The sequence below is a fragment of the Nocardioides caldifontis genome, from assembly GCF_008087345.1.
Lineage (GTDB): Bacteria > Actinomycetota > Actinomycetes > Propionibacteriales > Nocardioidaceae > Marmoricola_A > Marmoricola_A caldifontis.
Window position 1 is genome coordinate 484,355 of record NZ_ML701735.1, and the last position, 12,414, is coordinate 496,768.

The 12,414-nt window shown below is 72.3% G+C and carries 10 protein-coding genes; 4 read left to right on the plus strand and 6 right to left on the minus strand.

Features of this window, described 5'->3' with window-relative positions; all coding sequences use genetic code 11:
• Window positions 1-6 precede the first annotated feature (6 nt).
• The 5 genes from eno to mfd form a co-directional block, all read right to left on the minus strand.
• Complete coding sequence (gene eno, locus FIP57_RS02265; protein ID WP_148571512.1) at window positions 7-1,284, minus strand: phosphopyruvate hydratase; 1,278 nt, start codon at window positions 1,282-1,284, stop codon at window positions 7-9.
• 103 nt (window positions 1,285-1,387) lie between these two features.
• Window positions 1,388-2,773 (minus strand): M15 family metallopeptidase, encoded by a 1,386-nt coding sequence (locus FIP57_RS02270; protein ID WP_148571513.1) that lies wholly within the window; start codon window positions 2,771-2,773, stop codon window positions 1,388-1,390.
• 64 nt (window positions 2,774-2,837) lie between these two features.
• Window positions 2,838-3,458, minus strand: coding sequence for a nucleoside triphosphate pyrophosphohydrolase (locus tag FIP57_RS02275; protein ID WP_238993217.1), 621 nt, complete (start codon window positions 3,456-3,458; stop codon window positions 2,838-2,840).
• A 7-nt stretch (window positions 3,459-3,465) separates the two neighbouring features.
• Window positions 3,466-4,176, minus strand: a complete 711-nt coding sequence (locus FIP57_RS02280) for a hypothetical protein (RefSeq protein ID WP_148571516.1) — start codon at window positions 4,174-4,176, stop codon at window positions 3,466-3,468.
• Window positions 4,177-4,208: 32 nt separating this feature from the next.
• Window positions 4,209-7,781 (minus strand): transcription-repair coupling factor, encoded by a 3,573-nt coding sequence (gene mfd, locus FIP57_RS02285; protein WP_148571518.1) that lies wholly within the window; start codon window positions 7,779-7,781, stop codon window positions 4,209-4,211.
• 120 nt (window positions 7,782-7,901) lie between these two features.
• On the opposite strand from mfd, the gene FIP57_RS02290 reads away from it, so the two are divergent.
• The 4 genes from FIP57_RS02290 to FIP57_RS02305 all read left to right on the plus strand — a co-directional run bounded on the left by FIP57_RS02290 (window position 7,902) and on the right by FIP57_RS02305 (window position 11,415).
• On the plus strand, window positions 7,902-8,342 hold the full coding sequence (locus FIP57_RS02290; RefSeq protein ID WP_148571520.1) for a hypothetical protein: 441 nt from the start codon (window positions 7,902-7,904) through the stop codon (window positions 8,340-8,342).
• A 5-nt stretch (window positions 8,343-8,347) separates the two neighbouring features.
• On the plus strand, window positions 8,348-9,292 hold the full coding sequence (gene ligD, locus FIP57_RS02295) for a non-homologous end-joining DNA ligase (RefSeq protein ID WP_148571522.1): 945 nt from the start codon (window positions 8,348-8,350) through the stop codon (window positions 9,290-9,292).
• 243 nt (window positions 9,293-9,535) lie between these two features.
• On the plus strand, window positions 9,536-10,474 hold the full coding sequence (locus tag FIP57_RS02300; RefSeq protein WP_162529656.1) for a glycosyl hydrolase: 939 nt from the start codon (window positions 9,536-9,538) through the stop codon (window positions 10,472-10,474).
• Between the two features lie 122 nt (window positions 10,475-10,596).
• Window positions 10,597-11,415 (plus strand): hypothetical protein, encoded by an 819-nt coding sequence (locus FIP57_RS02305; protein WP_148571526.1) that lies wholly within the window; start codon window positions 10,597-10,599, stop codon window positions 11,413-11,415.
• An 81-nt stretch (window positions 11,416-11,496) separates the two neighbouring features.
• Here the strand turns inward: FIP57_RS02305 and FIP57_RS02310 are convergent, their stop codons facing one another.
• Entirely contained in the window at window positions 11,497-12,285 is a 789-nt protein-coding gene (locus FIP57_RS02310) for a 3'(2'),5'-bisphosphate nucleotidase CysQ (RefSeq protein WP_148571528.1), read from the minus strand.
• Window positions 12,286-12,414: the final 129 nt, after the last annotated feature.

Genomic DNA, 12,414 nt, shown 5'->3' on the forward strand with positions numbered 1-12,414 from the left:
CTCCGCTCAGGCGGTGTAGCGGGGGAAGGCGCCCCGGCCGGCGTAGCGGGCCGCGTCGTCGAGCTCCTCCTCGATCCGCAGCAGCTGGTTGTACTTCGCCACCCGCTCCGACCTCGCCGGCGCGCCCGTCTTGATCTGCCCGCAGTTCGTGGCGACCGCGAGGTCCGCGATGGTGGTGTCCTCGGTCTCGCCCGAACGGTGGCTCATCATGCAGCGGAACCCGTTGCGGTGCGCGAGGTCGACGGAGTCGAGAGTCTCGGTCAGCGAGCCGATCTGGTTGACCTTGACCAGCAGGGCGTTGGCGGCGCCCTCCGCGATGCCGCGAGAGAGCCGCTCGACGTTGGTGACGAAGAGGTCGTCGCCGACGAGCTGGATCCGGCTGCCCAGCGCCGCGGTCATCGCCTTCCAGCCGTCCCAATCCTCCTCGTCGAGGGGGTCCTCGATGGAGACGATCGGGAAGGCGTCGCACAGCTCGGTGTAGTAGGCGAGCATCTGCTCGGCGCTGCGCGACTGGCCCTCGAACTGGTAGGCGCCGTCGGAGTGGAACTCGGTCGCCGCCACGTCGAGCGCCAGGACCACGTCGTCACCGAGCTTCAGCCCGGCGGCGTCGACGGCGGTCGCGATCACCTCGAGCGCCGCGCGGTTGCTCGCCAGGTCGGGCGCGAAGCCGCCCTCGTCGCCGAGCCCGGTGGAGAGCCCCTGCTTCTTCAGCACGGACTTGAGCGCGTGGTAGACCTCCGCCCCCTGGCGCAGCGCCTCGGCGAAGGTGCCCGCACCGATCGGGGCGACCATGAACTCCTGGACGTCGACGCCGGTGTCGGCGTGGGCCCCGCCGTTGAGGATGTTCATCATCGGGACCGGGAGCACGTGGGCGTTCGGGCCGCCGACGTAGCGGAACAGCGGCAGGTCGGCGGAGTCCGCAGCGGCCCGGGCGACCGCGAGGGAGACCCCGAGGATCGCGTTGGCGCCGAGCTTCGCCTTGTTGTCGGTGCCGTCGAGGTCGAGCAGCGCCTGGTCGACGAGCCGCTGCTCGGAGGCCTCGAAGCCGACGAGCTCGGGGCCGATCGTCTCGAGCACCGCGTCGACGGCCTTGGTGACGCCCTTGCCGGAGTAGCGGTCGCCGCCGTCGCGCAGCTCGACCGCCTCGAAGGCGCCGGTGGACGCGCCGGAGGGGACCGCCGCGCGGCTGACGGTGCCGTCGTCGAGGGCCACCTCGACCTCGACGGTCGGGTTGCCCCGTGAGTCGAGGATCTCCCGTGCTCCCACAGCTTCGATCGCGGCCACCTGTGCTCCTCGTCCTGGGCGGTACGTACGGCTCCTCAGCCTAGACCGACCCGACCGGGAGGCCGGTCCAGGCTCGCCCGCCCGGACCAGACCCGGACCGGCGTCAGCCGTCGAAGTGGTGCGCGTCCCCGGTGCCGTAGGTCCACCGGAACCCGTGCGAGCGCATCAGCAGCACCATCGGGTGGCTGCTCGAGCGCCAGGCGAGGTCGGGGTGGGAGCGGCCGACCCACCACTGGTTGGGGACCCAGCCGTGGCTGGCGCGGTACGGGTTCTCCCACGGGTTGATGTCGATCGCCCGGCCGTAGGAGTGCGGCGACCGGACGCCCGGGCGCCCGACCACGTCGCGGCAGTTGAACGCCGAGGTGTTGCCGGCGGCCATCGAACGGTAGTCGTCGGCGCCGCGGACGCGTTTGGACCAGCCGAACCGGTCGACGCGGTACATCGCCCGGATCCGCCGCTGGTCCCGGTAGAGCGCGGTGAACACGCCGGCCGTCTTGCCCGCGATGGCGGCGTTCACCACCAGCTCCCCTCGGTGCCGGTAGCCGTCGTACCCCCAGTAGTTGACCTGGACCAGCCGCAGCTTCCCGCGCCCGACCGGGCAGCCACGGTGCCAGCTGCGCCCCTTCATCGAGCGCCAGACCTTGCCGCTGAGCCGGCTCACCCGGGCGTTGGCGCCGGAACCGACGGCGCGCTTCTGGCTCGGCAGCTTCACCCGGGGCTTCGGCGCGGCCTTCGGGTAACGGACCGGCGAGAGCGGCGGCACGTTGTCGAGCCTGTGCACCGGCGAGGTGTCCCCTGCCCACCAGCGGCCGGCCTTGCCGACGGCGCGCCAGCGGGTGTCGACCCTCGGTGCGACGCGCACCGACGCGGTGCCGTCCGCGGCGAAGGTGATCCGCTCGTGCCGCTTCCAGCCGGCCTTGCCCTGGCGCACCTGGACCACCGCCCGGCCGGGCACGGGGTCGCCGTTCCCGGCCCGCCAGCGGAACGTCAGCCGGACCACCTTCTCGTCGACCACCTTCGCGGGGCCGCTGACGGTCAGCCGGGTGGTCCGGACGCGCGGTCGCACGGTCGCCACCTCGCTGGTCACCGGCGAGAGCTCGGCGCTGCCGGCGTAGACCGCGCGCACGGCGTTGTCGGCGGCGGCCGGCTCGACGCGGAACGTGGCGGTCACGACCCCCTGGCCGTCGGTGCGACCGGCACCGATCCGCGACCACTGTCCGCCGCTCCGCCGCTCGAGGCGCACCTGGGCGTCGGCGACCGGCTCACCGGTGTCCTGCCGGAGCAGCACCGCCCGCGCGGTCACCTCGGTGTCGACGACGGCGCGGGCCGGCACCGCCACCTCGAGCGTGGTGGCGACAGCCGCGCTGGCCGGGTTCGCCGGCACCACGGCCAGCACGACGGCCAGCAGCACGGCGAGGGTCAGCAACGGGACGGGGAGTGCGCGGACGAGCGACCGCCCGGCCACAGGACGGAGAGGGGTGCGGGCCACAGGGCGCCTTTCGTCCGGATTCGCGAGGTTGGCGGACCGATCATGACCCGGCTCGCGGCGTACGTCAGCCAGAAGCGCCGGAAATCAGCCGGCGGGTCTCCGCACGGAGCTCCTGCTCCGGGTCGAGCCCCGCGGCGCGGGCCTCGAGCACGAGGGCGAGCAGCCGGGCGCCCACCCCCTCGCCCCGGACGTACGACGCGACGTCGACCCCGGCGGTCTCCAGCCGGCCGGCGACCTTGTCGGCCCAGGCGAGCGCCGGCAGCCCCGGCGGGATCCCCTCGACCGGGGAGGTGCGCTGCTTCTCGGCCGCCTTGAGCCGCTGCCAGTTGCGGTCGACCTCGTCGGCGTCGGCCACCTCGAGGCCCGCGAAGACGTGCGGGTGGCGGTAGACGAGCTTCTCCGCGATGCCACCGGCCACGTCGTCGATGTCGAAGCCGTCGGGCTGCTCGGCGGCGATGCGGGCGTGGAAGACGACCTGCAGCAGCAGGTCCCCGAGCTCCTCGCGGAGGTGGTCGCGGTCGCCGGTCTCGAGCGCCTCGATCGTCTCGTAGGTCTCCTCGAGCAGGTAGCGCACCAGGCTGAGGTGGGTCTGCTCGCGGTCCCACGGGCACTCGGCCCGGAGCCGGTCCATCACCTCGACCAGCTCGAGGAACCGCGCGCCGGTCGGCGCGCTGCCCTCGGTCACGGGAGCGTCAGCCGCACTTCTGCGACGACGGCAGCTGGCTGACCAGCTCCTCGGTGGGCTGCGCCTCGGCCGCGCTCCTCGCGAACTCCGAGACCGGCACCGAGAGCGAGCCGTCGTCGGGAACCAGGGCGCCGTCCTGGAGCCTGCCGTACCGGGGGTCGACCTCGATGTCGATCTCCGCGGCGTGCTCCTGGAGCAGCCGCTCGCCCTCCTGGAACGCCTGGTCGTCGGTGATCTCCTCGGCGCTCCTGCCCTGCTCCTCGAGGGAGTCGCGACCGAGCTCGATGAGCGCGAACTGGCTCTCGAGGTACTCCCCCGCGACCTCGTCGAAGGTGTCGCGCGCGTCCTCGGGCACCTGGTCGCGGCCGGCGGTCATCTGCTGCTTGGCCGCGGCGAGGTCCTCGGAGTCGACCGAGCCGACGTCGCCGACCTGCCGGGCGAGCTCGGTGACCAGCAGGATCGAGAGCGCGTTGTAGCGGGCCTCGGTGGTCGGTGTGCCCGACGCCGTGCCCGGGAGCCCACCGAGGGCGCAGAGCACCTCCGCGAAGTCGTCGACCTGCTCGTCGGTGATCCGCTGGCCGTCGACCTGGGCGGCGACACCGGGCGCGGTGGAGCCGCAGCCGGAGAGCAGCAGCGCCGCCGCGGCGGCCACGGCTCCGGTGCGCGCGAGGGCGCGCCGGGGGGTGGCGGTCCGGGGACGGGGGCGGAACACCCTCACGAGCAGCTCTCCTTCACCTCACGGGACTCGGGTCACGCCGGCACGGCGGGCCGGTCGACCACCGCGTCGACGACCTCCCGGACCCAGGCCAGCAGCGGCTCGTCGCGCAGCGGCTGGCCGCCGACCGCTGCGGTCTTGGGCCGCGGCACCAAGATCGTACGCAGGTTGTCCTTCACGACGCTGCGCGGGTAGAGCCGCTGCAGCCGGACGCGCCCCGACTCGGGGAGCTCGACCGGGGCGAACCGCACGTAGTTGCCCTGCACGGTGACGTCGGTGAGCCCGGCCTGGCGGGCACGCGCCCGGAACCGCGCCACCTCGAGGAGGCTGCGGACCGGCTCAGGCGGCTCGCCGTACCGGTCGCTGAGCTCCTCGCGGAGCGCGGAGACGTCGTCGTCGGTGCGCACCTCCGCGAGCCGCTTGTACATCTCGAGCCGCAGCCGCTCGCTGGGGACGTAGTCGTGCGGGAGGTGCGCGTCGATCGGGAGCTCGATGCGCATCTCCGTGGCCTCCTCGGGGGCCTCGCCCTTGAACTCGTTGACGGCCTCGCCGACGAGCCGCACGTAGAGGTCGAAGCCGACGTCGGCGATGTGGCCGCTCTGCTCGCCGCCGAGCAGGTTGCCGGCGCCCCGGATCTCGAGGTCCTTCATCGCGATCGCCATGCCGCCGCCGAGGTCGGAGTGCTGCGCGATCGTCGCGAGCCGCTCGTGGGCGGTCTCGGTCATCGGCTTCTCGGGCGGGTAGAGGAAGTAGGCGTACGCGCGCTCGCGGCCACGCCCGACGCGGCCGCGGAGCTGGTGGAGCTGGCTGAGCCCGAGGGTGTCGGCCCGCTCGATGATCAGCGTGTTGGCGTTGGAGACGTCGAGCCCGGACTCGACGATCGTGGTCGCCACGAGCACGTCGAACCGCTTCTCCCAGAAGTCGACCATCACCTGCTCGAGCTGGTGCTCCCCCATCTGGCCGTGGGCGGTGACCACCCGGGCCTCGGGGACGAGCTCGCGGATCCGTGCGGCCGCCTTGTCGATCGACTGCACCCGGTTGTGGATGTAGAAGACCTGGCCCTCGCGGAGCAGCTCGCGCCGGATCGCGGCGACGATCTGCCGGTCCTCGAAGGCGCCGACGTAGGAGAGGACCGGGTGGCGCTCCTCCGGCGGGGTGGTGATCGTCGACATCTCGCGGATCCCGGTGATCGCCATCTCCAGCGTGCGCGGGATCGGCGTCGCGGACATCGCGAGCACGTCGACCGCGGTGCGCATCCGCTTCAGCTGCTCCTTGTGCTCGACGCCGAACCGCTGCTCCTCGTCGACGATGACCAGCCCGAGGTCCTTGAAGACGATGTCGGGGTTCAGCAGCCGGTGGGTGCCGATGACGATGTCGACGGAGCCGTCGGCGACGCCCGCGAGGGTCTCCTTCGCCTCCTTGTCGGTCTGGAACCGGCTCAGCCCCTTGATGACGACCGGGAAGGTCGACATCCGCTCCGCGAAGGTCGAGTAGTGCTGCTGCACCAGCAGCGTCGTCGGCACCAGGACCGCGACCTGCTTGCCCTCCTGCACCGCCTTGAACGCCGCCCGCACCGCGATCTCGGTCTTGCCGTAGCCGACGTCGCCGCAGACCAGCCGGTCCATCGGCATCTCGCGCTCCATGTCGCGCTTGACCTCGTCGACGGTGCTCAGCTGGTCGGGGGTCTCGACGAAGGGGAACGCGTCCTCGAGCTCGCGCTGCCACGGGCTGTCGGGTCCGAACTTGTGACCCTTGGTCGCCTGCCGGGCGGCGTACAGCTTGATCAGCTCGGCCGCGATCTGCCGGACCGCCTTGCGCGCGCGCCCCTTGCGCTTGGCCCAGTCGGCGCCGCCGAGCCGGTCGAGCGAGGGCGCGTCGCCGCCGACGTAGCGGGTCACCTGGTCGAGCTGGTCGGTGGGGACGTAGAGCTTGTCCGGGGGCGCGCCGCGCTTGGAGGCGCCGTACTCGAGGACGAGGTACTCGCGGGTGGCGCCCTGCACCATCCGCTGCTTCATCTCGACGTAGCGACCGACGCCGTGCTGCTCGTGGACGACGTAGTCGCCGGCCTTGAGCTCCAGCGGGTCGATCTGCTTCTTGCGCCGCGTCGGCATCTTGCGCATGTCCTTGGTGGACGCGCGCTGCCCGACGATGTCCTCCCCGGTCACCACCGCGAGGTGCTGGGCCTCGTCGACGAGGCCGTGCATCAAGGTGCCGCAGGTGACCACCGCGACGCCCGGCGGCACGTCGTCGGCGGTGTCGAGGCTCTCGGAGAAGCGGACCGGGACGTCGTGCTCGCGGAGCACCTCGACCATCCGCTCGGCCGGGCCGTGCCCCTCGTAGACCGCGGCCACCCGGCCGCCGGTCGCGAGCCAGGCCCGGATGTCGGCCACCGCGCGCTCCACCTCGCCGTGGTAGGTCTCCGCGGGCCGGATCGGGATCGCCCGGCTCGTCACCCCCGCGTCGAGGGTGGTCGAGCCTGTCGAGACCACCTCGTCCGAGGAGGCCTCGTCGACGCCGAACGGGCTCAGCTGCCACCATGCCTTGCGCTGCCCGAGCGTGTGCTCGCGCACGTCCCCCAGGGTGCGGTACGACGCCGCGCCGAGGTCGACCGGAGCCTTGCCGCCCGACGCCGCGGCCGCCCACGAGGCCTGGAGGAACTCCTCGCTCGTGGCCACCAGGTCGTGCGCGCGGGTCCGCACCCGCTCGGGGTCGAGCACGAGTACGTGGGTGTCGTGGGGCATCAGGTCGACGAGCAGCTCCATGGAGTCGACGAGCACCGGCGCCAGCGACTCCATCCCCTCCACCGCGTGGCCCTCGGCGAGCTTCTCGGTGATCTCGCGGAGCTCGGGGTGGCGCTCGCCGAGCGCGCGGGCGCGGCCGCGGACCTCGTCGGTGAGCAGCAGCTCCCGGCACGGCGGCGCCCAGAGCCGGTCGACCTTGTCCAGCGTGCGCTGGTCGGCGACCGAGAAGGAGCGGACCTCGTCGACCTCGTCGCCGAAGAACTCCACGCGCAGCGGGTGCTCCTCGGTCGGCGGGAAGACGTCGACGATGCCGCCGCGCACCGCGAACTCGCCGCGCCGCTCCACCAGGTCCACCCGGTGGTACGCCGCGCCGGCGAGCCGGCGGACGACGTCCTCGAGCTCGACCTCCTGGCCGACCGCGAGCTCGACCGGCTCGAGGTCGGCGAGCCCCTGCACCTGGGGCTGGAGCACCGAGCGCACCGGCGCGACGACCACCTTCACCGGGCCGTTCGAGCGGTCGTCACCGGGGTGGACGATCCGGCGGAGCACCGCCAGCCGGCGTCCCACGGTGTCGCTGCGCGGGGACAGCCGCTCGTGCGGCAGCGTCTCCCACGCCGGGTAGTAGGCGACGTCGGCCGGGTCGAGCACGCAGCCGAGCGACTCGACGAGGTCCTCGGCCTCCCGCGCGGTCGCCGCCACCGCCAGCACGGTGCGGCCGGCGTCGACCAGCCCCTTCACCACGAACGGGCGGAGCGCGCCGGGGCCGGTGAGGTCGAGCGTCGCCACCCGGCCGTCCCGGGCGTCCTCGACGGCGGTCCGCAGCGTGGGCTCGGCGAGCACCAGCTCGGCCAGACCGTTCAGGCTCAACGACGTACCTTCCGCACGGGTGGACACCACGAAAGCCCCCTCACGTTGGCGGGAGGGGGTTAGATCGAGTCTACGCAGCCGTCGAAGGCGGTCGCCGAGCCAACGAGAGCGAGGGTGTCCATGTCCGACCCGGTCCGCGCCACCGAGCACCAGGCCCCTTCCGGGGTGAGCGACGAGACGATCGAGGCGGTCGGCAAGCTCTCGGAGGGGTTCGAGTACATCGAGCGCGCCCGCGGGCACCTCTACACCTTCCACCAGCTGATGGGGCGGGCGGACTTCCTCGTCGAGGAGGCCGCGGAGATGCTGCGCGACGCCGGGCACCCCGACTTCGCCGACAAGCTGGCGCGCGAGCTGGTCGGCCGCAACGTGCTCGACGGCCGCTGGACCTTCCAGGTGGTCGAGGAGTTCGACGACACCTACTACGACTTCTTCCGCGACGTGGAGCGGGAGTCCCGCGAGCTGACCGGCGGCATCCGCCACCTCTACGAGGCGCGGATGAAGGAGGAGCGCCGGAGCAAGGGGCACCCCGCCCACACCGCCGATCCGCAGACGGAGGGCTGACCCGGGTGGCCTCGAAGTCGCCCGCCGTCGAGGTCGAGGTCGACGACCGGGTCGTCCGCGTCACCAACCCCGACCGCGTCTACTTCCCGGCGCGCGGGGAGACCAAGCTCGACCTGGTGCAGTACTACCTCTCCGTCGGCGACGGCATCGTCCGGGCCCTCTACGAGCGGCCCTGCATGATGCACCGGTTCCCCACCGGGGTCTCCGGGGAGAAGGTGCACCAGAAGCGGGTGCCGCAGGGCGCGCCCCCGTGGCTGGAGACCGTGCGCGTGCACTTCCCGCGCTTCGACCGCACCGCCGACGAGCTCTGCGTGACCGAGCTGGCCAGCGTGATCTGGGCGGTGCAGATGTCGACCGTCGAGTTCCACCCGTGGAACAGCCGACGGGCCGACACCGAGAAGCCCGACGAGTGGCGCATCGACCTCGATCCGGGGCCGCTGTGCGACTTCGCCACCGTCCGCCGGGTCGCCCACGTCGTCCACGAGGTGCTCGACGAGCTGGGAGCGGTCGGGTGGCCGAAGACCAGCGGGGGCAACGGGATGCACGTCTACGTGCGCATCCCTCCCGTCCACGGCTTCCAGGACGTACGCCGGGCCGCGCTGGCGTTCGCCCGCGAGGTGGAGCGCCGGGCGCCCGACGACGTGACCACCACCTGGTGGCGCAAGGACCGTGACCCGCACGCGCTGTTCGTCGACTACAACCAGAACACCCGCGACCACACGATCGCCGCGGCCTACTCCGTGCGCGGCAACCCGGAGGCGACGGTCTCCACCCCGATCCGGTGGGAGGAGGTCGCCGACGTGGAGCCCCGCGAGCTCACGATCGCGACGGTGCCGGCGCGGTTCGCCGAGCTCGGCGACCTCCACGAAGGGATCGACGAGGCGGTCTTCGACCTCGCCCCGTTGCTGGAGTGGGCCGACCGGGAGGGCGTCGACCCTCCGGAGGAGTGACGTCCCGCCCCGGACGCGTCGGGGTAACGCAGTCCGTTCGATATCAGCAAATCGACCTAGACCGGGACCGATCCTCAGCCGGTGCATAACCGGACAAACTTTACTTTCGTTCGCGATGCGCTGCGAACCCGAACGTGACTTGGCTATGGTCGGCGGCTGCCGGGGGCGGGACCAAAGACCCGCCCACACATGACGTTGGGAGCGTCACCGGCGGACCTCGAGAGACGTTGGGAGCGTCCCCCTGTGCTGTTGAAGCGTGTCGGCGTGCTCGCCGCCCTTTTCCTCCTCCTCACCCTGGTGCCCGTGGTGTCGATCGGCGACCAGCCGCCGGCCTCGCAGGCCTCCGCCGCGTGCCGCAAGGCGCCGAAGTGGCAGAACCAGACGACCAAGTTCGGCATCGGGCTCAGCACCCGTGGCCACAGCAACCTCCAGCAGGACCTGCAGTCCGAGCAGAAGCGGTTCGGCACCCGGATCCCCGTGATCCGCACCTGGGACACCGGGATGCCGCGCAGCTACGCGTGGGAGGAGCGGTCGCAGTGGTTCGGCAAGCGCTGGATCGTCACCTCGCTCAAGCTCGACCCGAAGCAGGTGAACTCCGGCCGCCACGACGCCGCCCTGCGCAACTACTTCAAGACCGCGCCGCGCAAGCAGCCGATCTTCTACAGCCTCTTCCACGAGCCCGAGGACGAGGTGAAGCGCGGCGAGTTCACCCCCAAGGAGTTCCGCCAGGCGTTCCGCCGGGTCGTGCGGATCGCGGCGTCGTACTGCCGCGACAACCTGTACCCGACGCTGGTGCTGATGAGCTGGACCGCCGACCCGAGGTCGAAGCTCGACTGGCGCGACTACTACCCCGGCCCGCGGTTCGTCTCCGTGCTCGGTTGGGACCCCTACAACGGGGCGAACGGCGACGCCAAGAGCTACCGCACGCCGCGGGAGATCTTCGGCCCCGTGGTGCGGGCCTCGAAGGCGGCCGGCAAGCGTTTCGGCGTCGCCGAGACGGGCACAGTGCGCATACCCGGTGACTCCGCCGGCACCGGCCGCGCTGCTTGGCTGCGGGCGACGGCGAAGTACCTGGACAAGCACAACTCAGCCTGGGTCACGTACTTCCAGTCCACGACCAAGGGCGACTTCGAGCTCCGCGACCAGCCGAGCGTCGCCGCGTGGCGCGAGGCGATGCGCTGACCCCCTTCCCCGGGCCGCTCCTGCGGCCCGGGTCGACGGGCCACGTCCCCGAGAGGCCGGGGACCCGGCTCCGCCCTGTCCCCGACCCCCCCGCACGCCCCCATCTCCGGAAAGGCAACCTCATGAGGAACCTCGCCGCCAGGACCGCCGTGGCGACCGCCACCGGCGCCCTCGCCCTGACCCTGGTCCCGGCCACCGGCGCCGGCGCCGCGGAGTACTCGCTCGACCGCCGCATCGCCGACTCGCAGGTGAAGGAGTCCAGCGGGCTCTCCCGGTCGACCTACAAGCGCCCGCTGCTGTGGACCCACAACGACAGCGGCGACGGCCCGCGGCTCTTCGCGATCAGCCGCAAGGGCAAGACCCGCGCCGTGGTGAACATCCAGGGCGCCTCGGCCAACGACTGGGAGGACATCAGCTCCGGCCCGGGGAACACCCTGTGGATCGGCGACATCGGTGACAACGGCCGGCGCCGCAGCCACATCACCGTCTACCGGATCAAGGAGCCGAAGAACCTGAAGGTGAAGTCGGTGAAGGCGACCCGCTTCGACCTCGACTACCCCGACGGCGCCCACGACGCCGAGGGGCTGATGGTCAACCCGCGCACGGGCCGGCTCTTCGTGATCAGCAAGGCCTCCGGCAACGCCGCGGTCTACCGTGCCCCCGAGGTGCTGCGCAGCGGCACGATCAACAAGCTGACCCGCGTCGCGTCCGCGCCGGACATCGTCACCGCGGCCGCCTTCAGCCGGGATGCCAGGAAGATCGTGATCGGCACCTACGGCTCGGCATACGTCTACTCCAAGCTCGGTGGGAAGGCGCGCAAGCTCTCCAAGCCGAAGACCGCGCAGGGCGAGTCGCTGACCGTGTCCCGGTCCGGTCGCTCGATCTTCGTCGGCAGCGAGGGGCGGCAGAGCCCGATCTACCGGATGCCGATGCCCCGCTGAGGTCGGGCCCCACACCCGGACAGACGCCCCCGGCTCTTGAGGAGCCGGGGGCGTCGTCGCGTCTCGGGGCCCGGGGGCCGCTCAGCCCTCCGGGTTCTCCGCCCAGTAGCGGCGGACGAACTCGCTGATCGTCCCGGCCAGCTCCGGCCGGCACACCAGCAGGTCAGGGAGCAGCACGTCGTCCTGGTTGTAGTGCAACGGGGCACCGTCGGCCCGGCTGGTGTGCAGCCCGGCCGCCCGGGCGACGACGACCGGCGCGGCCGAGTCCCACTCGTACTGACCACCGGCGTGCACGTAGGCGTCGGTCACGTCGCGGGCGACCGAGAGCACCTTGACCCCGGCGCTGCCCATCGGGACCAGCTCGGCGCCGATCTCCTCGGCCAGCCGCTCGACGAACGCCGGGGGGCGGGTGCGGCTGACCGCGATGCGCGGCCGGCTCGCGGTCGAGGGCGGCACCACCAGCGGCTCGAGGGTGGAGAAGGTCTGGCCCAGAGCCGGCTGGGCCACCGCGCCCGCCGCGAGGTCGCCGTCGACCCAGAGCGCGACGTGGACCGCCCAGTCGTCACGCGGCGGCTCGGAGAACTCGCGGGTGCCGTCGAGGGGATCGATGATCCAGACCCGCTTCGAGGAGAGCCGCTCCTTGTCGTCGCGCCCCTCCTCGCTCAGCACCGCGTCGTCGGGCCGGTGCTCGGCGAGCAGCGCCATGAGGTGCTCGTGGGCCGCGAGGTCGCCCGCGTCCTTGAGCGCGCGCCCCTCGAGCCCCTGGCCCCGGACCTCCAGGAGCACCTCGCCGGCCGAGGTGGCGAGCCAGGCGGCGAACGCGTGGTCGTCGGCCACTGCGGGGCCGGGATCGGGGAGGTCGCGCGTCATGCGGCACACCCTCTCATATCGCGCTCCACCGCTGCCGATAAGTCAAATGTCCAGTCCGGCCGCGTTTTTCCCCTGAAAGACCAAAGTCCCGGGCGATTTGGGACCTAAAGTCGTATTTGTCGCGTTCGG

Excerpts from the sequence above, each read along its gene's own strand:
- FIP57_RS02290 (WP_148571520.1), top strand. The coding sequence starts at position 7,902 with ATGTCCGACCCGGTCCGCGCCACCGAGCACCAGGCCCCTTCCGGGGTG.
- FIP57_RS02305 (WP_148571526.1), top strand. The coding sequence starts at position 10,597 with ATGAGGAACCTCGCCGCCAGGACCGCCGTGGCGACCGCCACCGGCGCC.
- FIP57_RS02310 (WP_148571528.1), bottom strand. The coding sequence starts at position 12,285 with ATGACGCGCGACCTCCCCGATCCCGGCCCCGCAGTGGCCGACGACCAC.